Annotated in this window: 19 protein-coding genes; 15 read left to right on the top strand and 4 right to left on the bottom strand. The window is 52.1% G+C overall.

Annotation, left to right across the window (positions count from 1 at the left end; all coding sequences use genetic code 11):
• Positions 1 to 297: 297 nt before the first annotated feature.
• The 3 genes from QJQ48_RS23515 to QJQ48_RS23505 all read left to right on the top strand — a co-directional run bounded on the left by QJQ48_RS23515 (position 298) and on the right by QJQ48_RS23505 (position 2,276).
• Positions 298 to 990: an IS6 family transposase gene (locus QJQ48_RS23515; protein WP_346293689.1), complete on the top strand. Its 693-nt coding sequence runs from the start codon at positions 298 to 300 to the stop codon at positions 988 to 990.
• A 224-nt stretch (positions 991 to 1,214) separates the two neighbouring features.
• On the top strand, positions 1,215 to 1,760 hold the full coding sequence (locus QJQ48_RS23510; RefSeq protein WP_346293688.1) for a GNAT family N-acetyltransferase: 546 nt from the start codon (positions 1,215 to 1,217) through the stop codon (positions 1,758 to 1,760).
• Between the two features lie 3 nt (positions 1,761 to 1,763).
• Positions 1,764 to 2,276: a hypothetical protein gene (locus QJQ48_RS23505; protein WP_346293687.1), complete on the top strand. Its 513-nt coding sequence runs from the start codon at positions 1,764 to 1,766 to the stop codon at positions 2,274 to 2,276.
• A gap of 173 nt (positions 2,277 to 2,449) precedes the next feature.
• Here the strand turns inward: QJQ48_RS23505 and QJQ48_RS23500 are convergent, their stop codons facing one another.
• Positions 2,450 to 6,586, bottom strand: coding sequence for a GAF domain-containing protein (locus QJQ48_RS23500; protein WP_346293686.1), 4,137 nt, complete (start codon positions 6,584 to 6,586; stop codon positions 2,450 to 2,452).
• A 29-nt stretch (positions 6,587 to 6,615) separates the two neighbouring features.
• Positions 6,616 to 6,909 carry a helix-turn-helix domain-containing protein gene (locus tag QJQ48_RS23495; RefSeq protein WP_346293685.1) on the bottom strand — a complete coding sequence of 98 codons (294 nt, stop codon included), beginning with the start codon at positions 6,907 to 6,909 and terminating at the stop codon, positions 6,616 to 6,618.
• Positions 6,910 to 7,125: 216 nt separating this feature from the next.
• Here QJQ48_RS23495 and QJQ48_RS23490 point away from each other — a divergent pair, with 216 nt between their 5' ends.
• The 10 genes from QJQ48_RS23490 (at position 7,126) to QJQ48_RS23450 (ending at position 19,061) form a co-directional block, all read left to right on the top strand.
• Positions 7,126 to 7,338, top strand: coding sequence for a hypothetical protein (locus QJQ48_RS23490; protein ID WP_346293684.1), 213 nt, complete (start codon positions 7,126 to 7,128; stop codon positions 7,336 to 7,338).
• 87 nt (positions 7,339 to 7,425) lie between these two features.
• On the top strand, positions 7,426 to 9,249 hold the full coding sequence (locus tag QJQ48_RS23485) for an ABC transporter ATP-binding protein (RefSeq protein ID WP_346293683.1): 1,824 nt from the start codon (positions 7,426 to 7,428) through the stop codon (positions 9,247 to 9,249).
• An 80-nt stretch (positions 9,250 to 9,329) separates the two neighbouring features.
• Positions 9,330 to 10,385, top strand: coding sequence for a helix-turn-helix transcriptional regulator (locus QJQ48_RS23480; protein WP_346293682.1), 1,056 nt, complete (start codon positions 9,330 to 9,332; stop codon positions 10,383 to 10,385).
• A gap of 66 nt (positions 10,386 to 10,451) precedes the next feature.
• Complete coding sequence (locus tag QJQ48_RS23475) at positions 10,452 to 13,025, top strand: TonB-dependent siderophore receptor (RefSeq protein ID WP_346293681.1); 2,574 nt, start codon at positions 10,452 to 10,454, stop codon at positions 13,023 to 13,025.
• Positions 13,026 to 13,124: 99 nt separating this feature from the next.
• Positions 13,125 to 14,084, top strand: coding sequence for an iron-siderophore ABC transporter substrate-binding protein (locus tag QJQ48_RS23470; protein WP_428843083.1), 960 nt, complete (start codon positions 13,125 to 13,127; stop codon positions 14,082 to 14,084).
• Positions 14,085 to 14,191: 107 nt separating this feature from the next.
• Positions 14,192 to 14,563 (top strand): DUF1636 family protein, encoded by a 372-nt coding sequence (locus tag QJQ48_RS23465; protein WP_346293680.1) that lies wholly within the window; start codon positions 14,192 to 14,194, stop codon positions 14,561 to 14,563.
• A gap of 86 nt (positions 14,564 to 14,649) precedes the next feature.
• A complete protein-coding gene (locus QJQ48_RS23460) occupies positions 14,650 to 15,462 on the top strand; it encodes a class I SAM-dependent methyltransferase (RefSeq protein ID WP_346293679.1) in 813 nt (270 codons plus the stop codon).
• A 38-nt stretch (positions 15,463 to 15,500) separates the two neighbouring features.
• Positions 15,501 to 16,455, top strand: a protein-coding gene (locus QJQ48_RS23455) for an IS630 family transposase (RefSeq protein ID WP_346293678.1) whose coding sequence is annotated in 2 segments (ribosomal slippage) — positions 15,501 to 15,841 and positions 15,840 to 16,455 — 957 coding nt in all. Because the reading frame shifts where the segments join, the coding sequence is not laid out codon by codon here.
• A 74-nt stretch (positions 16,456 to 16,529) separates the two neighbouring features.
• The gene (locus tag QJQ48_RS28405; RefSeq protein WP_428843085.1) at positions 16,530 to 16,886 is read left to right on the top strand and encodes a DUF952 domain-containing protein; all 357 of its coding nucleotides are present in this window, start codon (positions 16,530 to 16,532) and stop codon (positions 16,884 to 16,886) included.
• Positions 16,887 to 17,162: 276 nt separating this feature from the next.
• Entirely contained in the window at positions 17,163 to 19,061 is a 1,899-nt protein-coding gene (locus QJQ48_RS23450) for an ATP-binding cassette domain-containing protein (protein WP_346293677.1), read from the top strand.
• 165 nt (positions 19,062 to 19,226) lie between these two features.
• On the opposite strand, the gene QJQ48_RS23445 is transcribed toward QJQ48_RS23450, so the two are convergent.
• A complete protein-coding gene (locus QJQ48_RS23445) occupies positions 19,227 to 20,864 on the bottom strand; it encodes an L-lactate permease (RefSeq protein WP_428843082.1) in 1,638 nt (545 codons plus the stop codon).
• A 675-nt stretch (positions 20,865 to 21,539) separates the two neighbouring features.
• Positions 21,540 to 22,242, bottom strand: a protein-coding gene (locus QJQ48_RS23440; protein WP_346293675.1) for an IS1 family transposase whose coding sequence is annotated in 2 segments (ribosomal slippage) — positions 21,540 to 21,912 and positions 21,911 to 22,242 — 705 coding nt in all. Because the reading frame shifts where the segments join, the coding sequence is not laid out codon by codon here.
• A gap of 87 nt (positions 22,243 to 22,329) precedes the next feature.
• On the opposite strand from QJQ48_RS23440, the gene QJQ48_RS23435 reads away from it, so the two are divergent.
• Both QJQ48_RS23435 and QJQ48_RS23430 read left to right on the top strand, forming a co-directional pair.
• Positions 22,330 to 22,611, top strand: a complete 282-nt coding sequence (locus tag QJQ48_RS23435; protein WP_346293674.1) for a hypothetical protein — start codon at positions 22,330 to 22,332, stop codon at positions 22,609 to 22,611.
• A gap of 339 nt (positions 22,612 to 22,950) precedes the next feature.
• Complete coding sequence (locus QJQ48_RS23430; protein ID WP_346293673.1) at positions 22,951 to 24,891, top strand: protelomerase family protein; 1,941 nt, start codon at positions 22,951 to 22,953, stop codon at positions 24,889 to 24,891.
• The last annotated feature ends 521 nt before the right edge of the window (positions 24,892 to 25,412 follow it).

Genomic DNA, 25,412 nt, shown 5'->3' with positions numbered 1-25,412 from the left:
CATATACGACAACTCCATAGAGTATTAGTGCCAATCATGACGTTGCCATTGTTGCTGACGCTAACTACGGGAGTTCTGTTTCAGTTTGGAGTGGCTAGCGATCGCACCAACGATTTTCTCTGGCTTTTGGAGCTACATCGAGGCAAGTTTGGGCAGATTGATCTTGATTTTATTTATCCCTTTCTGAATGCCCTAGGTCTTCTAACTCTTCTTGTTACAGGCGTAGTTATGTGGCTGCAAACACCTAATAAAAGAACACGCACATCTAAATAGACAGAGTTTTTATATTTCGCACTCTTGCCTATTAAAATCCCGATCAATATTGTCTTCCAGGTGCTTTATCGTCGCATATGCTTCAAGCTGAGCTATCGCGATGTGGCTGAACTCTTCTGGCTGTGCGGCTTTCACTTTACTCATGAAACGGTACGTCATTGGAGCGAGCGCTTTGCCCCAGAATTCGCGGAGCATATTCGCAACAAACGTCAGCAGACTTTCGGTCGGATCTGGTATGTGGACGAGACCTACGTCAGAATCCAGGGTAAATGGTGCTATCTCTATCGCGGCATTGATGAATACGGCAATCTGCTCAATGTGCGGCTGAGCGAACATCGTGATATGGAAGCGGCCAAAGCCTTTTTCGAGCAGGTCTCAGAATTGATGCCAGAGCCGCCCGAGCGCGTTGTGACCGACGGTCATAGCAGCTATCCGCGCGCTATTTCAGAAGTATTGGGCAAATCGGTTCAGCATGAGGTGTTCAAATCGGTCAACAATCCGATTGAACAAAGTCATCGGAAACTGAAGCAGCGGTACTACCCGACAATGGGCTTTAGCAACGTGGAGACAGCGGGTTATTTCTGCGAAGCGGTGGAGGAATTAAATCAATTTTTGCGGGTGCGTCAGGCGATGGCAGAATACGTGTCTTTACCCGAGCGTAGGAGTCAGCTCAAAGCTCGGATGAGTGAACTCAGAGGCATGATCAAGGTCGCGTAAGGATAAGAATGAAATGATCGATAGGTCAGCGATCTCTTCTTTCGTAGATAGAGTACTCAATTCTGACACTTAGCTTCGATTGCAACTCGCTGAACTCGAACACAAAATTGATACCCTCATGCCCCCTTTCTTTCATGCCTGCGCAGCTCAGAGCGACTTAGAATCCTATAAATGCTAGTACACCTGTATGATTTAATTGGTCGTCTTGGCAGAAACCTCTAACAGTGCAGCAAAGGGTATTACTGGCACGAGGGCGAGACAATCAGCGAATCGAAACTCGGCTGGTTGAATTAGCTCAGAAGCATCTCGAAGACTTTGAGGCGCACTGGCATCCTATGCTGCAACAAGCTGGGGCAGAGGACAAATTTTGGGACTGGGTGGTTAAAAAGCGGATTTCTCTTTCCTCAGATAACTTTGAGGGCTACGCAATTGAATACGAAGGCATGACCCAGGGCTTAATGGCTATTGAAACTCAGTGGCATCGCTCTCAGATTGATCGCCGTTACCCCATCGTTTATGTTCAAGCGCTGGCATCGGCTCCCTGGAATCGTAAAATCATTCAGCCACGTCCTGAACTTCGAGGTGTTGGCACCGCTTTGCTTCTCTTCGCCCGGCAACGGAGTTTAGAACTAGGCTATGAAGGACGAATCGGACTACACGCTTTACCCGGAGCTGAAAGCTTCTACGATAATCAAAATATGGCCGACTACGGCCCCGATCCTGAGCAGGAAAATTTGACATACTTTGAGTACGGTCGCTTCCAGAGGTGAGACATGGCCCAAGATGGTTTCAATTTTATGGATTTGCTCGAAGATGAGGTCTGGTTTGAGGCAGCCGTCAGGCACGAAGAATCGGTCAGTTGTGATGCGCTAGCTGGCTATGGTTGGGGGACTCATCTAGGAGCCGTCATGGAAAATCCTGAAGGCTACAGTCATTTTGCTCAGTTGCGGGCGATGGTGATTCAAGCGTGGAAGCAACTCGTAACCGAGTGGGACTTAGGCATTGGGGCAGAGACGGCTGAAGCAAAAGGACAGGCACTCATTCTGGAGCGACTCCATCAGCCTGATCCTGAAATTCAGAAGACTTTGCTGACTTTGCTGGAAACGAAGCTCTCAAAACCCCAAGGAGAATGGGAAATGACTGAAGCAGTTCATAACCAGATTCGTGCCGTCTTTGGCAAGGTGCTCTCCAAAGAGGATTGGCAGGCGATCGCCGCCAGTGCTAGAGATCGAATCTATGCTCAAGTGCTTGAGCACGACCTAGTTACACTAGAAAGTGTTGATTAAACAGCACTGATAGCCTTCTCTCCCGCAGGCGGCTGTTCTTCTTCCATTAGGGCAACTAAACAATTCTAAATACAAAATTCTGAATGCAAAATTCTGAGTGAGCAATGCCCAATGAAAGAACTTTTTGAACTTTGAATTTTGAATTTTGATCAGTTTTCTACTATCTTCATTGGTCACTTTATAGCTAGTTGAGCGATCGCACTCACCAACTCCTGGGGCTCGATGGGTTTGGCAACGTGGTGTTGAAATCCTTGCGCTAAGGCCCGTTGGCGGTCTTCTTCGCGGGCGAAGGCGGTGACGGCGATTGCCGGGATACTTCCTCCTTTAGTATCGGGTAAGGCTCGAATTTGCCGAAGGAGGGCGTAGCCATCCATGTCGGGCATACCGATATCGCAGATGAGAACATCGGGGGTGAAAGTCGCTAAATTTGCCAGGACTTCGGCTCCGGAGGCGGCAACGTGAGTCTCTGCGCCGTAGGCATCCAGAACCATTGCCAGCAAGTCGCGGGTGTCTTCACTGTCATCCACGGCCAAAACTTTGAGTCCCGTCAGGTCAACCTCTGTGGATGCAGAGGCAGTTAGCGGCGTACTAGCCCCCTGGAGTAGCGGAATTTGTACGGTAAACGTGGCCCCTTGCCCGACACCAGGGCTATTGGCTGCAATCTTGCCGCCGTGGGCATCCACCAGATATTTGACGATGGCTAGCCCTAGGCCCAACCCGCCAGATTGGCGTGTGGTAGAAGCATCTTCCTGCCGGAAGGATTCGAACAAATGGGGGATAAAGTCGGGGCTAATGCCTTGGCCAGTGTCAGTGACGGTGATTTGAGCGTAGGCAGGATAAGGCAATGGAGAGATGGAGAGACCGGGGGATGAACCCTCGCCAACTCGCTCATTCACCCTATCACCTACGCAGTCCAGCCGCACGTCTACTCGTCCACCCTCGGGGGTAAATTTGATGGCATTCGAGAACAGGTTCCAGACGACCTGTTGCAGGCGGCCTTCATCGCCCCAGACTAGGCACGCCTCGGCACTGTTGAAATGGAGGGCGATTGACTTGGCTTGGGCGGCGGTTTTGACGACTTCTAGGGCGGCTTCAATCACCGTGACCAAGTTGACGGCGGTTTCGGCCAGACTGAGCTTGCCCCGCAGAATACGATTGACATCGAGCAGGTCGTCGATGAGCTGGGTTTGGAGCTTGGCATTGCGCTCGATGGTGGCGAGGGCGCGCTTTGTGGTGGCTTCATTAAAGGGTCTGGACTGGAGTATGGAGGCCCAGCCGAGGATAGGGCTGAGAGGCGATCTCAGCTCGTGGGACAGAATCGCCAGGAATTCGTCTTTGACGCGGTTGGCCTGTTCAGCCTCGGCGCGGGCAGCCTGTTCTCGCTGGAGCAATTCCCGGCGTTCCTGTTCGGTCTGACGCTGTTCGATCAGGTCGGCGGCTTGGCGGGCAAGCAGATCGAGGAACCGCAGTTCTCGTTCGCTGGGGCGATGGTGTTGCTGCCAGTGGGTGGACACCATGCCGATGGGGCGACCCGAACGGGTAATCAGCGGGGTGGACTGGGCTGAGCGCAAGCCCGCCTCAATGTGCATGCGGTAGGAACCGTCAGGGTCTTCGCTTTTGGGCACGTCGAAATCGACAAAGGTGCGCTCCCCCCTCGCCAAGGCAATGCCGCAGGGGGTGCTAGAACTGGCATTGACGCGGTAGAAATAGTCGGTCATATTGCGCTCAAAGCCCTGGGTCGCCAGCAGCAGCAAGTCTTGGGTTGCTTCATCTAGAATTTGTACCGTTCCGGCATCCGCTCGGGTCAGGGCGATCGCGGTGGCCATAATTTCGTTGTAAAGCACCTGGATATCCTCTTCCGAAGTAAGGCGGGCGCTCAAGTCCCGCAACCGTTGGGTATCTCGCAGGTCGGCGGCAGTGGTGGCTTCGGCATTGGCCCGTTCCACGGCGGCCCAAGTGCGTTCGGCGGTTTCCTGCACCAGAGCAACTTCTGCTATCGTCCACTGGCGCAGGGTTCTGGAATGGATGACGAGGGTAGCGACCCAGCGATTTCCTTTAACGAGGGGGACGGCGATGGCGGCAACCACATCAATTTGGGCATAGGCCGCTTTTTCCGACTCGGTAAGTTCGCCTGTCGTCACATCGGTCAGAACAACGGTTTCCCCGTTTCTCAGTTGCTCGGCGACGTTGCCAACATCCGTGACGCGAACGCTGCCGAGCACTTTGGGGACGCCCTCGCGCACGTAGTTGTCGTGGATCACGGTCGTTACATCATCCGGCAACGTGATGGTGTAAAACACGCGGTCGGCCTCTAAGTGCTCACCCACAATGCACGATGCTGCCCGTTGAATCGCAATCGGGTCAGACAGAGATCGCAGCGCGTCAGACAGCTTGACCCGAAACGCATCCACTTCGGCAGCCGCTCGTAGTTGGGCCTCCGAACGTTTGCGATCGGCAATATCTCTGAACAAAACGGCGACCTGCCTGGCTTCGGGTTCACCTATGCGAAACGCATAGACTTCATACCAGGGATGAGAGGGCAACGCTGCGGCCTGGTGTTCAAACCGCATGGATTTGCCAGTCAGGGCGATTTCGCCATAAACATCAAACCAAAAAGTTTCGTGGGCAGGCACGAGTTCGAGTATGGTTTTGCCAATGGCGTGGGTGAGTCCGGTCTGTCCGATAAAAGCCGGATTTGCTTCGAGAAAGCGATAATCAAACGGCTTTTCCTGTGGATCGAAAAGTACCTCGATAATGCAGAAACCGACATCGATCGAATCAAACAAGCCCCGATATTTTTCTTCTGATAGGCGTAGGGCCGCTTCGGCACGGGCCCGCCTGACCGCATCCCAAATCCGCTCGGCAACTTCGGCAATCAGCCGTAGCTCGCTATCCAACCACTGATGGGCCGCCTGAAAGTGTACAAACAGTACCGCCACCAGTCGCCCTGCCTTGAGCAGCGGCACATTCACCGTAGCCCCTAGCTGCAATACGGCATGGGCCGTTTTTTCCGCATCACTGAGGGATGGGTCATTGGCGATATCGTCGCGGATAACCATCCGACCATCCTCAAATTCTTGTAGTAACTCCGCACCATAATCGTCGTAACGATAGCGCCCCTCAATGCCCGGGACACCCTGGGTGTAATGGCGCGTGACGACGATCGTTTCATCGTTGTCGTCGGCTTCGGCATAGCCCACCCGATTGGCCCCTAAATGCTGACCGAGAATGCAAGCCGCCTGATAGTGAATTGCGTCGGCGTCGGCTAACGGACTGAGGGCATCGCTCAGTTTCAGCAAGAATGACTGTTGTTCAGCATTAGTCTGTAAGGCGGTTTCAGCACATTTGCGGTCAGTAATGTCATAGGAGACGGCCAGCACCCCATAAATTTTTCCCCGTTCAGTCCGCAGCGGTGTGCCTCGCGAGATGTACCAGCGGTTATGGGCCTGATGCTCACACTCAAACGGTTCTCCCGCCAGGGCCATGCGGTACATAGGCTCATAGGTAGCGGCAAGATCGGGCGGCATCACCTCAAAAATGGTGCGTCCGATGAAATCTGTGGGTTGAAAGTGGGCGATCGCCAGCGCTTCCCCAGCAGCCATGGTGTAGCGCAGGTTGCGATCCACCACAAACGCCGCGCCACCCGGTAAGTTATCAATCAGGGCTATTGACCGTTCTTCGGCCAGCTTGCGTTCCACACTCTCCTGCTGGAGCGCCGTCCCTGCCACAGACAATTCTCTGGCCTGTTGCTGCTGCCGGAGCAGGGTGGCAGCGGCAAAGTCCGCCAGCCCGGTTATCAGCCGCACATCTTCCGAGTCAAACTGTCGCTGCGCGTCGTGGGTCATAATCCAGATGGTGCCGAGGGTCTGACCTTCTGCGATCAGAGGCAGCACCAAACTCTCGACCAGCGGTACCCCGACCTGCTGAAACCCGGTAAAGTAGCGCTCTGGATGGGAAAACAGCAGGGGCGCCCGCTGATCCAGACAAATCCCACAGGAGTAACACTCATAGGGAACGCAGTCTCCCATGTGGGAGGCCAGATGCCCCACCATCGCCATCCAGCGAAAGACAACCTTGCCATCGGGCTGAGTTTCAGACAGGTTGACCCCAGCAGTGCCCGCCTCACACAGTTCTACAGCCAGCTCCACCAGACGTTGCAGCATCTGCTCTGAAGCCTGGGCTAACTGCCAGGCCAGCGAGCGCATGGCCTGATTTTCGGCTTGCCAATCGGGCTGACGTGGCGAACGGCGAGCAAGTTCATCCGTAATGAGAATGTCGCCTAGCTGAATGGGTTCGGAGTGTTCTGACATGGGGGAATAGTCGTTCCTGATGGAGATGACTAGTGACTGACATATTTTTCTAAAAGTGCCTTTCGACCCGCCTGCAGAGTCAAATTAGACACCTGACTCAACTTGTCAACAACGCTCTCGATCTGCTTGAGGGCAAGCGGTGACGGCTGCATGTGTCCCTTTTCCCAACGGTTTAATGTGCTAAAGCTCACCCCTATCAACGTTGAAAACTGCTCCTGGGTATAGCCCATCAACTGGCGCAACTCGCGCACGAAATCCCCCACCTGAGGCTGCGATCGCGGCAGGTCAGTACTTGGCAAACTGGGAACCAGATCTAATGGCATGGCAAATTGTCCTAGTTTTTTTCGCTTACTCTATAGCGTCTGCTAAAACTGACAAATCTATCTGCAGAAAGAGGGAGCGTCTCAATCCATTAGACTGCATAAAAGATTGAGATATTTCTATGCTGCAGAGTCCTCAACGTCACATTCTCCTAATCCCGCCAGAATCAGACGATCACCTAATATTGGGAAGAGCTTACTTTTCCTGTTAAGCGACAGATGTTTACGTTTGGGGCAACCCCAGAGATTGCCGACACGGCGACGGCGGAACTAGAACGGCTCCAGACCGATCCGCTTTGGCAGTCCCTGAAGGCGGTGCAGCAAAACCAGGTATATCGGGTCGGCCATTATTGGAGAGCAGGCAACAGCCCTCTAGCTGCCGATTGGGTTTTGGACGATGTTGAGCAGTACCTACTGAATCTCTCCGGCTAGGGGACAAAAAAATCCTTATAGAGCGCCTAATGCCGTCCGCTTTACCTTAAGCTAACGCACTGGATATTTGTGCATGGGAGGTGTTGTATGAGCGTTGTGGGCCGGTCTTCCTGGAAAATCCTGGTGTCGTATCTTAAGCCGCTGAGAACGCAGGTGGTCTGGTTAGCGATCGCCCTCCTCAGCAGTATTGCCCTCCAGGTGCTCAATCCTCAGATTTTGCGCTACTTCATCGATACGGCAGTGGCGGGTGGACCGCAGCAGGTACTGGTGTGGGTCGCGTTGGGGTTTGCGGCGATCGCCTTTCTGCGTCAAGGCTTCGAAATTGTGGCCACCTACTTTAGCGAAACCGTTGCCTGGAAAGCGACCAACGACCTGCGGCTCGACCTCACCCAACACACCCTCAATCTAGATCTGGCCTTTCACAAGGCCCATACTCCCGGTGAGCTAGTGGAACGGGTCGATGGGGATGTGGATGCCCTGTCCCGATTTTTCTCCCAGTTTGTACTGCAGTTGGTCGGCAATGGTCTACTAATGATCAGCGTTCTGGGGGTGCTGTGGTTCGAAGACTGGCGCGCGGGGATGAGCCTCAGCCTGTTTGTGCTGGTCGCGTTGGGGGTGCTCGGTCGGTTGCAGTCCCTCGCTGTGGAACCCTGGCGCATCTACCGCGAGATTAGTGCCGAGTTTTACGGCTTCGTTGCCGAGCACTTGGGCGGTCTGGAAGACATTCGTGCCAATGGTGCTGTTGGTTATGTGATGCAGCGTTGCTACAAAATCATGCGCCGCTGGCTGGCCGCCTTTCATAAAGCCCGTTTCACCAGCACCCTGCTGTGGGGCAGTACCGTAGGCTTGTTTACCATCGGCAACGCGATTGCCCTCGCCCTGGGCGCTTACCTCTGGAGCCGCAACGCCATCACCATCGGCACCGTCTACCTGCTGTTCTCCTACGCCACCCTCCTACAAGACCCTATCGAACGCATCCGGGAAGAGCTGGAGCAATTGCAACAGGCGATCGCCAGCCTTCAGCGCATCCAAGACTTAGTCAGTCATCAGAGCCAACTCCTGCCAAGTGGACAGGCCGTGTTGCCAGATGGGCCGCTGTCGGTGGAGTTTAACAAGGTGTGGTTCACGTATGAGGGAGAGTGTGAGCCAGTGGGGGAGTGGGGGAGTGGGAATGAGGTAGAGCCTTGCCTACCCGCAAACTCGTCCACCCATCCACCCATCTATACCCTCCGCGACCTCACCTTCCACCTTCCGGCGGGACAAGTCCTCGGCCTCCTCGGTCGTACCGGGAGCGGCAAAAGTACCCTGGCAAAGTTGCTCTTGCGCCTTTACGATATTCAACGCGGGCAAATCTGGTTGGGCGGTATCAACATTGCCGAGATACCACTGGTGGAACTGCCGCATCATGCGGGGTTTGTCACTCAGGATGTGCAGTTGTTTCAAACGACGGTGCGGAACAATCTGACGTTTTTCAGGCCGGGCATTCCCGATTGTGCCATTCTACAAGCGTTAGATGAGCTGGGTCTGAGGCCCTGGCTGGAAGCGTTGCCGCAGGGATTAGACACGGAACTGGGGACTGACAGTGGAGGACTTTCGGCAGGGCAGGCGCAGCTGCTTGCTTTTGCGCGGGTGTTTTTGAAAAATCCGGGACTGGTGGTGCTAGATGAAGCTTCGTCACGCCTCGATCTGCTGACGGAACAGTTGATTGAACGGGCGGTAGATCGATTATTGGAGAACCGGACGGGCATTATCATTGCCCATCGACTCAAAACCGTAGAGCGGGCAGACCAGATTTTAATTCTGGAGCGGGGTCAGATCGTGGAGTATGGCAATCGCACCACCCTCGCGAGTAATCCAGAGTCTCGATTTGCTCAATTACTGCAAGCCAGAGCTGTGGTTAAACGCTCCTAATGCCAAGTTCAACGGTTGGACCATATTGAGAGATATTCTCGATTAGCGGTAGAATCGGCACAGCCAGTGTTGAAACCACCATGCCTATCACCCTTTCTCAATCAGAATACTTCACGCTCTTTGCAGAGCCAGCATCCGGACTGTCACAGGCAACTGAGGCTGTACATTCATACCCTGCTAGTCTCGGGCAAGGCAAGAGCCAATGGTTTAGGCTACGGGATGGGTTAGAACTGGCCGTTGATGAGTTTTGCCTGAAAGATGACCTGGTGGTGACCCACTGCGATCGCCATCATCCCCTCGAATACACCTTTGAACAGCTCAATCCCAATGGTAAGGGTCACCAGCGCTATCATCTCTACGGCAGCGGGCTCGCCCCCGGCGAACCGTGGCGAATGCCTGGCAATACTCAAGTTCTCAGCATCAACGTCCACATTGAGCCGGAGCTGTTCGAGCAGTGGATGGGCAGCACCGAAGACTGGCCGGACACCCTAAAGCCCCTGATGCGATCGCCCGATGAACGGTACTACGAACGCACCAGCACTCCAACGCCAGCTATGCAGATGACAGTACAGCAGATCTTTAACTGCCCCTTTCAGGGAATGACCCAGCGCCTCTATCTGGAAAGTAAAGTCTGGGAGCTGATGGCCCTACTGATGGAGGATCTGCGCCTCTGTAAAGATACTGGAACCATCGCCCCCATCTTGAAAGCGGATGACATTGAACGCATCCACTACGCCAGCAAAGTCCTACGCCGCCGTTTAGTGAATCCCCCCTCCCTGATGGAGCTGGCCCGCACCATTGGCATCAACGACCATAAGCTCAAAGTCGGCTTTCGTCAGGTGTTTGGTACCACGGTTTTTGGCTATCTGCACGAACAGCGCATGGAGAAATCCCGCCAGCTGCTCGAATCCGGCGATCTCAACGTCACCGAAGCCGCCCAGGCCGTCGGCTTTGCCAGTCGGGGTCACTTCGCCAACGCCTTTCGCCGCAAGTACGGAGTGAATCCGGGGGTGTATGCGAGGCAGAGAAGGTCATTAAAACTCCCGGAGGCGATCGCAAAAACTCCCCCTGCGGATCAAAAACGCCCCCGCCCAATCCCCCCATCCGGTATCTTCTTGAGAAGAATTCCGAATTAGATGACGATAGCGAGTCGTTCTACATGAAAAAGAGGTGGGCGATCGCGTGTGGTTAGGGAGCGAGTGATGAACAATTTGCACAGAATTTTTTGGCTGACGGGCCTGTTTGCGGTGGTGTTGGCTCCAGTAGCGCGGGCGGAAACGTCAGAAGTGGTGGTGGTGACGCCTACAGGGGAAACTGCAACGGCAGACTTGGCGAACGCAGCGGACGTGGTACCGGCAACTACTGTTGAGGAATGGGTTAGCCAGATGGAGGCGCAGGAAGCAGCAGCGATTCCCACTGAATTGGCTCAGGCGCTCATCCAGATTACGGGCGTAAATGTAAGCACGGACGGCGATCGCCTGGAGCTAATCTTAGAAGCGAATGGCGAATTGGCAACTCCGGAGACTGCCGTGGTGGGGGATGCGATTGTCGCAGAAATTCCCAATGCGTTGCTGGCTCTGCCAGATGGCGGGGAGTTTCTGCAATTCGACCCCGCTGAAGGCATCGTGTTGGTACAGGTGACAAGTTTACCCGACAACCGGGTGCAGGTTTCCGTTACCGGGACGGATGGCGCACCTACCCTAGAACCGACTTTGACAGGCGCAGGGCTGGCCCTCAGCGTGGTACCGGGAATTGCTCAAGGGACGTACGACGACGAGGCGCTGCAACTCACTGTTACAGGTGAGGGTGAGGATGGTTACAAGCCCTCCACCGCTTCGACCGCTACGGGTATCGAGACTCCGCTAAGGGACATTCCTCAGTCAATTCAGGTGATTCCTGAGGAAGTCATTGAAGACCGTAATGCTTTGGAGCTGGGCGATGCTCTCGAAACGGCGAGTGGCGTCATCGACGGGGGTGGACGAGGAACCAGCGTTTTTGGTCCTGGCTTCCTGATTCGAGGCTTCTTTAGTTTGGAATCAATTTTCCGGGATGGCATTGAGACCTTTTCTCTTGCGCCGCTGGATACTAATGACGTTGAGCGGATTGAAATTTTGAAAGGCCCCGCTTCCGTCTTGTTTGGCCGAGGAGAGCCCGGCGGCGTGATTAACCTCGTCTCTGAGCAACCATTGAGTGAACCTCGCTATGAAGTTGCGGCGACGGTGGGCAACTACAGTACCTATCGAGGCGATGTCGATTTAACTGGGCCAATTACAGAAGATGCCGCGGCCCGTTATCGCCTGAATCTCACTTACAGTAATTTTGGCAGTTTCCGCGACTTTGTGGATGGCGAACGAGTGATTGTATCGCCTACCGTCGCCTGGGATATTGGCCCCGATACAACTCTCGATATTTACGGGCAATATGCCTACAATCGCGAAACCATTGACGACGGGATTCCCTTCACCGCGGACGGGGCGGTTGACGTCTCCCGCAGTCGCTTTGTCGGAGAAGATTTTGGGGAATTCTCTCAGGAGCAATTTAGCATCGGCTATCGCCTCAACCATGAATTTAGCGAATCGCTGGAACTGCGCCACACTTTACAGTATCTAGAGTATGCTCCCGAACGTTATGCACCGCTGTATGACTTTTTTGATGAAACGACGGGGCTAGTGGATCGGATTGAATACTTTGCCGGCGGGCACTACCAGCGCTTCTTTACCAATGCGGAGGTTGTGGGTCGATTCAATACCGGGTCGATTGAGCACCAGGTTTTAGCCGGAATAGAGTATCGCAACACCCTAGAGCAGCCGGAGTTCCAATTCAGCAACTTATACACGCCCATCAATGTGTTTGATCCAGAGTACACAGGCGTTCCTTATGCCATTGAGCCAGAATTCTTTCGGGATGACACTATCAACACCGTCGGCGTCTATGTACAAGACCAAATCGATATTTTGCCCAATCTGATCGTCTTGGCAGGACTGCGCTACGACTTTGTAGATCAGTTTCGCACGACCCAATTTATGGGTGAAGAGCGAGAGGAATTTTTTCAGTCTGATAGTGCCTTCTCGCCGCGATTAGGGATCGTCTATCAACCCATCGAACCAATTTCGCTCTACGCCTCCTACACCGAATCTTTTCGACCTAGCTTTGGAGCCAGTCGCAATGCCGATGGCTCCATCTTTGAACCTGAAACCGGGCGGCAGTATGAGGTCGGCATCAAAGCCGATATAACGGATACTTTGAGTCTGAACTTTGCCGCCTTCGATATCCGCAAGCAAAATGTGGAGACTCAAGATCCCAATGATCCGCTGCTGTCGGTGCAAACGGGAGAAGTTACCAGTCGCGGCTTGGAGCTGAATTTGGGCGGTGAAATTTTGCCGGGTTGGAACATCGTCGCGGGCTATACATTGCTGGATGCTTTTGTCAGCGAAGACACCACGGACATTGAGGGCAACCCACTGGCCAATGTTCCTGATCACCAATTCAACTTGTGGACAACCTATGAAATCCAGGAAGGTGATTTAGAAGGGTTAGGGTTCGGTCTAGGTCTGTTTTACCTGAGCGATCGCCCCGGCACCCTCGATAATAGCTTCACCTTGCCCAGCTACTTCCGCACTGACGCCGCCGTATTCTACGAGCGTGACAACTGGCGCGCTCAGCTCAATGTCGAAAACCTTTTCGATATCAACTACTTCCGGGCGTCAGATGAATTTCAATTCGCCAATCCTGGCGCACCGCTGACGGTGACGGCGAAGGTGGGAGTGGAGTTTTAGGTAAAAGGGTTTAGGGTCTAGGGTTCGCCTTAAACCTTGAACCTTAACCCCAGACCGAACGAGATTAAAGATTTGAGGTCACGGTCCTTGAGACATTGGTTGATTAGATTAGGATTGCTGCTGCTGACGGTGGGGGTGGTGGTCGCGTGTCAGAGATCGCCGCAAAGTGGCGCATCTATCGATGCGGTGAGTTGCGATGTCGTTGAGCATGTTGCGGGCACAGCCTGTGTGCCAGAGAAGATTCAGCGATTGGTAACGCTGGATGGGGTGATATTTGAGTATGCGATCGCGGCTGACCTTGAACCCATCGCGACGGTGACTTCAGAGTTTCAGGCGCAACTGCCACCGCTGATGACCAATGCGCAAAACATTGGCAAAGGTGGCGAACCTAGCTTGGAAGCCATCGTGTCTTTAAAGCCGGATCTGATTGTAGGGCTGGACTTCCAACAGGGTATCTATCCGCAACTTTCTCAAATTGCCCCTACCCTACTGGTGCCCTTTGAGCACAGTGGGCAATGGAAAGAGGCGTTTTTGAAGACGGGAGCGGCGCTAAGTCAAAAGGAGGCTGCTCGAGCGAAATTAAAGGCGTATCAGGCTCGCACGGCTGACTTCCAAGGGCAGATGGGAGAGCAGCTGAATGACCTCCAGATCTCTGTTGTTCGCCTATACCCGGACACCATCAATCTGTACTTAAAAGATTCCTTCTGCGGCACCGTTTTACAGGATGCCGGACTGGCTCGCCCTCCTTCTCAGACTATTGGAGCAGTCGAGGCGGAGCAACGGTTTGGCAGCCCAATCCAGACCAGCATCAGCCGTGAACTACTCGCTCAAGCCGATGGTGACGTGATCTTTATCTGGACAGGTGAGAATACCGCCGCTGCCAACCAGGAAGCCCAAGAACGCTTACAGAAACTGCAACAAGATCCGCTTTGGGGACAGCTAAAGGCAGTTCAAGCAGGACGGGTCTACCAAGTACCCAGCTACTGGATTGGTAGTGGCCCAATCGCGGCTAATGCTATCCTCGATGACCTGTTCAAATACCTGGTAGAGGAAGCCTAGAGTCGAGCGACCTATCCAACTAGTTTTGGAATCAGGGTTTAAGGTTCAAGTTCCAAGGTAAACCCTATACCCTACACCCTATACCTTCCACCCTTAAAAGATTCAATATGACCAAACACGTTCTAATCGTCTGTAAAGCCTGCAGCGCTATCTCTGAAGAGGATGACTCGAAAGTGACAGATGGTATCCGCTTGCTCAATCAGCTTGAGAAACTGCATGAACAGTGGCCTCGAAAAGAGGAGCTGGTGATTGAGACAACAAGCTGTTTGTGTATTTGTGAGCGGGCGTGTGCGATCGCCTACGTCGGCATCCACAAACCCACCTTCCTCTTCGGCAATCTAGATCCTGCAACCTGTGCTGCCGATTTGCTTACCGCCAGCGAGCTTTATCTCGACAGCCAAGACGGCATGGTGCCAGCCTATAAGCTGCCAGCATCCCTCCGTCCTTGTCGGATTGCTCGGATTCCGCCTGCACCGTAGAGGCAGATGGGTAGATGGATGGATAAGTGGATCACATTGTAATTGGCAGTAAGTGTGTTTGATAGTGCGGCATAAGGTTTCAAAGAATGGTGAAAAATGTTTATTACAGCAAAATTTCTCGTATTTATGACCAAACGCGCTGGCTCACAGAACCCATCGCCGAAGAAGTTGCAGATTTTATTCTTGATTTAGTCAAGGCAACTCCTGAAACGACTTTCTTGGAACCTGGCATCGGTACTGGGCTCAACGTTCTTCCTTTAGTAAGACGTGGCTATAGCGTGACTGGCATTGATGTTTCTGCAGAAATGCTGAATCAGCTTCGTCAAAAGCTGCCTGAAATTCCCTCAAATCTGAAACTGATTCATGGCGATGCCTCACAACTCCCTTTTTCAGATGCCAGCTTTGACGTTGTGCTAACGGTTCACATGCTTCATGCTGTTTCCAGCTTACAAACATTTTTAGATGAGGTTGATCGCGTTCTAAAGCCAAACGGTTTTTATCTAAATGCTCAATGGATTACTCCCCCTGCAAGACGGGAATTTGAGCAGCATTTCAGAACTATCTTGTCCAAGTATCAAGAGCCGCGACCTGCACAACAGCCCCGTAGAGTAACTAACGAAATTAATGTAGAGGAATATTTACGCAACAAAGGGTATCAGTGTAATTATTTAGTCGCTAAGGAATGGACGGTCAGCAACCCGGTTCAAGAATTACTTGACTTCTACAAATCAAGGGCATATGGGTTGTGTTGGCTCGTTTCAGATGAAGCGTTTCCTTTAGCGATAAACGAGTTTGAAGCATTTTGTCATGACTATTACGGTTCATTGGAGGTGGAGTTATCATCCCTAGCACGATTTGAAATATGGGCATACAGCCTTTCCCAGTCACATGGAGTATAAGTAGAGGATTAATTTATCCTTTCAAGATCGGGGTAAGCATGAAGCCCTATTCGCTCGACTTGCGCCAGAAAATCATCGATGTCTATGAGAATGAACCCATCTCGCAACGGCAACTTGCCAAGCGCTTCGGGGTCGCCCTGAGTTTTATTGAGAAACTGCTCAAGCAAAAGCGGCAAACCGGTTCGATTGCGCCCAAGGTGCGCACTGAGCAAACACCGACTAAGCTCACCACTGAGCAACTGGCTGTCTTGGAACAACTGGTTGAAGACCATAACGATGCGACGCTCGTAGAGCTAGCCAAGTTGTTAGAAGCTAAAACAGGGGTTCGCATCAGTCGCTCTACCGTCGATAGAATGCTCAAAAAGCTCGACCTCAGCGTCAAAAAAAACGCTGCACGCTAGCGAGAAAGAGAGTGAGCGGGTTCAAAGGGCACGTGTAGCCTTCTGGCAGATGATGCAAACTATCTTAGCCAAAGACCTCATTTTTATTGATGAGTCAGGGGTCAATCTAGCGCTGACTCGGCTGAGGGCGCGTTCGCCGAAAGGGAAGCGTGCACATGGCAAACGACCTCAAAAGCGAGGCCAGAACGTCTCACTCATCGCTGCTCTAGGACTCAAGGGGGTGATTGCTCAGGTGAGTTTGACAGGGCCAACCAATAGTCTGATGTTTGAGGCCTTCATTGCTCGTAGGCTTGTGCCGCAGTTGTGGAAAGGAGCCTGTGTCATTATGGACAACTGCTCAATTCATAAAAGTCAGGAGATAGAGCGGCTTATCAGTGCAGCAGGGGCACGCCTAATTTACTTGCCGCCCTATTCACCGGAGTTCTCACCGATTGAAAACTGTTGGTCGAAGATTAAAGCGATTCTACGCCGTATAGGGGCTAGAACATATCGAGATTTAGCCCAGGCGATTGAACAGGCTTTTGGCGAAGTGTCTCTAGACGATATTCTTGGCTGGTTTACTCATTGCTGCTACTGTACCTCAGCAGACTAGGAAAGGCTGTATACCGCAGGCATTGTCGGGCAAACCGATTAAAGAAAGCCAATTGGAGGGCGGGCTGAGTAGCTATTATTTACCACATTACGACAGCGCAACGATGGCACAGCAGCAAAGGACAAAACCACTATGCAGCCGAATTTTTCGGGGCGGAAGGTTTTATTCACTGTTCTAATGCTGACCAGGTTGTGCGAGTTGCTAACCACCTGTTCAGAAACACGGGCGGTCTAATCCTTTTGCATATTCAGACTGAACGACTACATCCCCGCCTCGTTTACGAAAATCTGGAAGGAGGCGAAGAGCTTTTCCCTCACGTCTATGGGCCAATTAACCTAGATGCGGTTGTTTGCATTTCTCCGTTTGAACCAGGCCTGGACGGATACTTCAACCAGTACGAGGGAAGCTTTGAATCCGTTTATGGAAGCTGAAGCACCCTTTCAAGAGAGCAAGTAGAAGCCTGTGATCCCGTTTTAGAGCGGCCCGAAGGGAAGGCACAAAACTCCGCCAAGCAGCCAAAAAAATCCGTTTGGGGCTCCTTTGGTAGGGGTTAAAAGGTTTAGGGTTTAAGGTTCAAGTTTTGGGGGTTGGGATTCAGGGTTTGGGTGACTTGGACACCCTTCCACATTTGGCCTTCAACCTTCAACCCTCCTTCAACCTTGCACCCACAACCTTGCACCCACAACCTTTAACCCTTCTTCCCACTTATGCCCCCCGTTCACCGACTCCTCTGGCAAATGATCTGCTACGCCCAGCGGCTTTACTGGGTAGATACTCTGCTGTGGCTGTTTATTCTGGGATTACCTGCCGTGCCGGGAATATTGATTCGCGAGTTTTTTGATAGCCTCACTGACCAATCCCGGCTAAGCGAGTCGCCCTGGGTATGGATTGGGCTATTCCTGGCAGTCGGTCTGGCGCGAGTTGTGGCGATTTTCACGGGGCGGATTACCAAAACTCAGCATCGCTTTTTGATGAGCGGGCTAGTACGACACAATCTGCTGTTTGAGTTACTGAAGCGACCGGGAGCAGAGCTGGCAACCGGAGGAGCCAACGGTCAGAGCACGTCTCCTGGCGAAATCCTCAGCTACTTTCGAGACGACGCCTTCCAGATCGAAGACACGGTGGTCGGCACCAACGAGATCTTTGCCGCCGGAGTATTCGCTGTGGGTTCCGTTATCTTGCTGCTGAGCGTGAACCCCACGATGACCTTATTGGTATTTTTGCCGCTGTGTGCGATCGCTGCCTTCGCCCATCAAGCCGAACACCGCCTCAAACACTACCGTCGCGCCAGCCGCCAGGCCACCCAACAAGTTACCGGACTGATTGGCGAAATGTTTACTGCCGTCCAAGCCGTAAAGGTCGCGGGTGCTGAAGCCCAAATGCTGCATGAGTTGAGGAACAGGTGCAATCGCCGCCGTCAACTCATGGTACGCGATCAAGTTTTTAATGCACTCCTCAATTCAGGTTTTGAAAACATCGTCAGCCTCGGAACGGGGTTGATCTTGCTCGTCGTGTCCCAAAATCTTGGCGCCCACAGCACCCTGACGGTTGGCGACTTTGCTCTGTTCGTCTATTACCTTTCCTTTGTGACCTACTTCCTGGCCTTCTTCGGCGGCTTCCTGGCCTCCATCAAACAAAGCGAAGTATCGTTTGAACGCATGGCGGGACTGATAGGAGATTTAAGGTTTAAGGAAGGTTCAGGGGTTAAGACTCAAGGTTCAAGGTCTTGGGAAAGCATCAGTAACTCACACCCTCCACCCTCCACCCTCCACCCTCCTCATCCGCTCACCTATCCTCACCCACTCCATCTCAAACCTATCCTCGGTGCCCAATCCCCATTTTCACCGGCACCATCCCTGATACAGCCTGAACCGCTGAAAGAGTTTCGTGTCGAAAACTTGACCTACTGCTATCCTGGCAGTTCTAGCGGCATTACTGGTATTAGCTTTACCCTTCAGCGGGGTAGCTTGACCGTCATTACCGGGGCAGTCGGTTCAGGTAAAACAACGCTACTGCGGGTGCTGTTGGGGCTATTACCCAAGCAGTCCGGTCGATTGTACTGGAATGATCAAGAAATTAGTGATCCGGGTAATTATCTGGTGCCTCCTTATGCTGCCTACACCCCTCAAATTCCGCAGCTTTTCAGCGCCTCATTACGAGATAACTTGCTGTTAGGACAAGAAGAAGCCGTAAATGCTGCTCAGTTGAAACGCGCGATCGCCACAGCTGTCTTTGACCAAGATTTAGCCATGCTACCTGATGGCCTCGACACCATTGTCGGCACCCGAGGCTTCCGGTTATCCGGTGGCCAAAAACAACGCGTCGCTGCCGCCCGAATGTTGCTGCGACAGCCTCAGCTATTGATCTTTGATGATCTCTCTAGCGCCCTCGATGTCGAAACCGAACAACGGTTATGGGAAAGACTATTTGCTAATCAGCGATCGGGCGACGGGCAAAGCGAAGAGATGCCCCATTCACCTACCTGCCTCGTCATCTCTCACCGTCCTAACATTCTGAATCTCGCTGATTGGGTGCTTTTATTAGAAGCAGGGCAAATGCGCTTCTCAGGTAAAGCACTTGAATTTCAACACGAATTCTTAAGCTGAAGCTATTCTTTCATCGATCTTTCACAACAATTTCCAAAGCTCCAGAAACCCTTGACAGCAATGGTTTGAGCGTCAGCCGCTCCATAATGAGAATTCCTGAAATCATTGCTGGTAGAGGACTTGAAAGGCAAATGATACTAAATCGCAGCTTCGGTCATTTTGGGCCTAGTCTAAGAAGAATACCGCAAGCATTCCTAATATGCCGGCAAAGCCGACGTAGTATGCCGTAGGCCAAAGCACCTTGCGGATTAATAGACCTTCGCGACCTATCAGACCTACCGTTGCCTCCGCTGCAACAATGTTGGATACGCAAATCATATTGCCTGCCGACGCGCCGACGCACTGTAGCCCCAAAACGGCTGCCGTTGATAGGCCGAGCTGAGCCGCAACGCCAAACTGAAACAGGGAAAACATCAAATTGCTGACGGTCACGCTGCCAGCGACAAATGAGCCAACCGTGCCCACGAAAGGCGCAAACAACGGCCAGATCTGTCCGGCCAAATTTGACATACTATCGGCCAACGTCAGCGGCATACTCTTTAAGCCAGAATTATTCACTCCAGAGTTGATAAACACCCGGGCCATCAAGACTGCCGACCCCAACGCTAGCGTCGTCTTTTGCAATAACGGCACCGCATTGGCGATCGCTCGGCCCAGAGCTGCAGGCTTAAGCCGATGCAAAAAGAACGTGATAGCTACCACAAGAATGAAAGTGGTGGGTGGGAGGTAAAGCGGCTGCGTCGAGATTGTAACATCAGTTCCAAAAACGCCTACCCAGGTTAGGGTTAACGACTGCATCCACTCCCTGAACGGCAAAAATTCTAGACGCGACAGCATCAGCAATAGTCCTAGCAGCATATAGGGCAGCCAGGCCCGACGAGCCGACAACCGACTACCTGTGATAGATGCAGACGGCATATCTGAACTATGCCAATCATCAGGCCAATGTTCAACCGCCGGAAAATCCCATTGATGAGGGGGCAATAAAAAGCCGCGCCGGGCCGCAGGCACGACAATCGCTAATCCCACCAGTCCGCCAACTAATGTCGGAAACTCTGGTCCCAGCAGCAAGGCTGTTAATACATAGGGCAGGGTAAAGGCTAATCCCGCAAAGAGGGCAAATTTCCAGGCGGCCAGCCCCGCCTTGACCGAGCGCTCAGCTCCAAACCCTGCCGTCAACACCATCACCAAAATCAGGGGTAAAAAGGTGCCGACAACAGCGTGAAACACGCCTGCCCAACGACCCACCGCAATCAAATAATCGGCTTGAGTCAGCTCCAACTTAGCAAGGTGTTGCTGCACCCTAGGGACACCAGCCAGTCCTGAATTGATACCGATTAGAATCGGCGTCCCCACAGCACCAAAGGTAGAAGGGGTGCTTTGAATAATCAGGGCGGCAATCACCGCCGCCATTGCCGGAAACCCAACTGCAACCAGTAGCGGCACAGTGATAACCGCTGGTGTGCCAAAGCCAGACGCCCCCTCGATGAAACTGCCAAACAGCCAGGCAATAATGATGACCTGCACGCGGCGATCGCGCGAAATGCCTAGCAAACTTTGACGAATTACCGCGATCGCCCCCGATTCTTGCAGCGTATTCAGCAGCAAGATGGCACCAAATACAATGAAAAGAATCTCTGCCGCTGCTACACCTCCTTGCACGCTAGCCGCAGCTACTTCCGCAATAGGAACCCGCCAAACAAACAGCGCCAGCATCACTGTAATGAGATAGGCAACGGGCATCGCCTGCCCTGCAGGACGCCGGGCAACGACTAGCAACACAAAAATGGTTGCAATCGGCATCAATGCAACCAGGGAATATCCGAATATTGCCATGAGTCATCCCTATACCAACAGCAGTGATAGCTCACCACGATATCGTCTGCAGACTTTCTTGGCTAGCATCTCGTGCGAGACAATCCGTGGCTTAATTAAGAAACATTCAGCCATACGCGATCGCCATCAACAGAGCGCAGTAATTTTAGCTTACATACGCTTATCTCAAAAAACCTTGAGGAGTTAATCACTTCAGTGCTTCTATACTATTGAACCTGACAAAAGCCCGCAGATTATGTAAAAAACTCTAAGCATCAATAGCGTATGTGCTCTAAAGCACTTTACAAAATACGCCCACAAAATACTTTAATCATCCATGCCATCACTATTTCGAGTTGTTTTAGTATTTTGATAACGCTCGAACCCTTCTGACTGCAGCAATTACAGTAATTACGCTATTAAGCACTTATTTGTTCTGCTCGTATGCAAGTCCTTGACTATGCTTGTATATCAGCTTAGTATATACATATAAATGACGCGCATATTGCACACGTGAGCGATCGCTCTAATACTCAAAAGCTCAGAAAGCTCGCTCAGATCAGCGGACTGCAATGGCGCAATGCCTACGGCAAAGGTAAGCATCTGCGCAATCACGAGATTCAAGCGCAGCTTCAACAAGTAGGAATTGCTGGCGTTGCTGAATCAAGAGATGAATCTCGGAGGCACTGGAACATCGTCAAACTTGAGGTAGTGAAGTAACAATCGGACAGAGTGAGCCAGCATGTCTACGGACTTGGAATAACAAAGCGTTTTGCGATGCAGTCGAGCCAGATAGTGCCGTAAGCGGGTGTTTTCCCCCTCAACTCGAGTCATATAGGTCTTGCAGATAATCTGATCGCCATCAGGAATGAAGGTTGGATAGACTGACCAGCCATCAGTGACGTAGAAATAGCAGTTCCAGCCAGCCACGATTTGCCAGAGTGGGGCAAAGGTTTCAGCACTATGGTCGCCCAAGACCCACCCTAAAATCCCCTTTTTGAAGTGGTCAACAGCCGTCCACAGCCAAATTTTGTTTTTTTGAGCCTACAAAGGTTTCCAATTCGTCGAGTTCGCCGACCTCTGGGGTCGTTTGAGGGTCGTAAGCCTCTGGAAGTCGTTGGCCCACTTGCTTGACCCATGTAATCACGGTCGTATGATGAACTCCTTTGACTCGCTCGATGGCCCGAAAGCCAGAACCGTTGAGATACATCTTGAGACATTCGCCTCTGACGTCATCTGAGTAGCCTCGGTGAGGTTCGTAGGTGTCGATGAACTGACGACCGCAGGCGACGCAGATGTGATTTTGCTTACCTTTTCTCTTACCGTTCTTACGGATGTGAGTGGCTCCGCACTCTGGACATTGCATTGCAGATTACCTCTAGTTCATCTTTTAATTATGCAACACCGAATTGCTCTCTAGCTCAACTCAATCGGGCGATTAACTCTATTTGCTATGGATACTATGGATAATTCTCTACCAGAACAACAACTGAGACAGAGAGCCGCTGAGTCGGATTTAAGAGCAGCACGACAGCACAAACAAGTTGGCATTGCCCAAACACACCAGGGACTACTCAATCTCAGCTACGAGCGCAACGGGCACAATGGAACCTATCAATTACAGCGCTTCGATGGCAGTGGAGTCGTCTTGGCTCGTGGCCCAAAGCGAGTCGTCTTACAAACTCTCATGACGGTCTATGTCATTGACCTTGATGAGGTGGAACAAAACGACTAGCAATTTTGAGGCCAGTTCTTCAAGCTAAAACAAGGCGATCGCTTTACTATCTCATTTAAAGCGCAGATCAGGTATAAAAGTATGGAGCCTCTCATGATAGTCAAACTCATAAGCCTAAGCACTCTATACGTTCTACTCACTGTTGGCGGATTGCTATTGGCGATCGCTTTCATGATGGAAGCTGAAATGAAAACACCCCAAAAGCCAACGCTCCCCCATGAAATCATCTTGGGAAAACAACCTGAGAAATGAAACAGCCTGATCTAACTCGTCCTCAAATTGTCGAACGCTTTCGTCAACACATCAATGCAGGCGAGCAACAATCCTAAAACTGAGCTAATGACTCTCTCTACCCGCCACGACCTCACTCGCAACCAAATCATCGAACGCTTCAGGCAACGCATCAATGTGGGCGATCGCACTAAACTTTCACGCGATGAACTCGGACAACTGGCGCTGCACTTCCTAGACCGCCTCATCCAGCTCAATCAGCAAGGCCAAGACAGCGAAACAGCGATCGCTCAGCTCGCTAGCGCTGAAATCGATTTGCTCGAAGAAGGCTATCCCAGGCAGTCCATCAGCAGCCAGTATCTCTCTACCTATCGACGGCTGATTCTAGAGGCAATCGAAGCCGGTAAGCTGACCCTGACTGAGCAAAATTCTTACCTGAAACACTGGCAAAAACTCGATGGCTCTGATTCTGGCACCAGCCGCGAGCACTACGCGCTCAAGCATCTCAAGTATGACCAGGCGACCTATCAGACACTCAGGCAGTCCACCACTGCCAACAACAACCGCCGTCAAGACAGCTTGCAGGTCATTCCTTTGCAGCGCTATCTGGGTCAGGTTATCAGTCTGCTAGAAGCTGAGGATGAACGTCTGCTGGCGATCGCCATTGCAGCCCTGACCGGACGCAGACACACAGAGGTCATTAGCAAAGGCAGCTTTGAACTGACTGCCTATCCCTACGCGCTCCACTTTAGCGGTCAGCAAAAGAAGGCGCAGTCGCTCTCGTTTGATATCTTGACCCTGATTCCAGCCAAAGACTTACTGCCTGCTATCGAGCGCTTCCGCCAGCTCAAGGCGATCGCACCGCTAGTGGAAAGCGAAGCCGCTCATGATGATCCTCGCATCGATGCCCTCAATACCCGTATCAACCGTCAGGTCAGAAAGTATTTTCAACAGACAGAAATTGTCCCTGTGCCCGAAGGCTTCAAGACTGTCTCTATTCACCGGCTGCGCGGCATCTACGGCGCGATCGCTATTCACTTCTTCTGCCCCGAATGGCAGCATGAACATCGCTTCCTACAGCATTACCTGGGCCATGTCTTAGAAGGCAAAGTCACCCCCAACTCCAGGGCCACTGACCACTACTTTCACTACCGGCTAGCCAGACCAAATGGCGAGTTGATTCGAGCACGGGGGGTCAAAATCGCCGCTAACGGTCTGCCGCCGCTACCCAGTGAAACACCCTCATCTCCAGAACCTGCACCACTTACTCAAACAACAATGCCTCCTGCAAATACAACTCAGACTTCTCTCTATACCAGCGATGTCGATCGCCTGCATAAACTCGCCGCCCAGCTCGGTGAACATGGCAACAGCGCTGAGGCCCTACGCGCTGTGCTGGGCCAAGCTGAAGCTAGCTGGAAGCAGCAACAGCAAACGCCTCAGCTTCAACCCGATGCCCTCGAAGCGATCGCCCATCAAGCTGCGACTCTCCGCTGGCTGACTACCGAGCTAGAAACCCTTAGAGCAGAAAACAAACAGCTCAAACAGCAGGTTGACTCTGCCGGCCCAAATGAACCTCACCAAAAGCTGACAAAGAAGATTGAACACCTGCAACAGCAGAATGCTCAGCTTCAGCAGCAGCTGCAGCAGTTCGATGCTATTCGACAGGCATTCTTAGGCACCTCCACGCAAGCACCCCCGCAAACACAGGAAACACAGCAATCAGCCGGCAGCTCTACTCAGCCGACACTAGAACCACAGCCAGAAGAAACCAGAGCCAATAGTGCCAAAGATAGAGCTAAGGCTATCTTCAACGCCATCTCTCAATGGAACCAACAGCATCCTGACGATACTTACGCCATCAATGCCGGACTCTTGGAACGCGAATTTGGCATCAACCGTAAAGCTGCCAAGACATTCATGGACGAGGAAAAAGATGCCATCGAACAGCTTCATCAGATAGGAGGTGTTGACAATCCCTCTTATCACAACCGGGGTAAAGACTCCACTGAACAATTCGTGAAGTTCGTGGAGAAGGAGCAAACATAGGGCAATTGCTGCTACAACCTGACAAAAAACGCCAACTTGTTGAGCAGCTCATCGCCCAAGGCAACCAGCTACCAGGTCTCGATGCACTACCAACCGCGATCGCGGCTTAGTATCGCTCATCTTTCCAGAATGCTCAGTTGCCTGCCTCCTGCTCAGAGAGCATAAATAGGTTCTATAGATATAGAGAGGATTGCCCGAATTGATTAAGCCAGATCGTAGATGAAGTGCCCATATCTGCTGCAAAATGCTGACGGTGTAGATCCAGTAAATTGAGCAGCTAAAAGTTTTTTCTGTACCACTCAGGTTGAAAACAATCACTTCAGTACTTTCACTGATTGTAAACCAGCTATAGCAGCTGATTTCCGTATCCCTGCTGAAGTGTTTCTTAAATTGGGTTTCTGTAGTTATAGCAGCAGGGTTAAACTCAATTTTTCAACTCCTGAAACTGCCTTTTTTAGGTAAAAACAACATGTTCTATCACCTAAAAAAGCGGGCATCATACATCAAGCATCAGCCTGTTG

The organism is Sphaerothrix gracilis Ecp01, assembly GCF_030405905.1.
GTDB classification, from domain to species: domain Bacteria; phylum Cyanobacteriota; class Cyanobacteriia; order Phormidesmidales; family Phormidesmidaceae; genus Sphaerothrix; species Sphaerothrix gracilis.
This window is presented reverse-complemented; position numbering and strand designations above follow the sequence as displayed.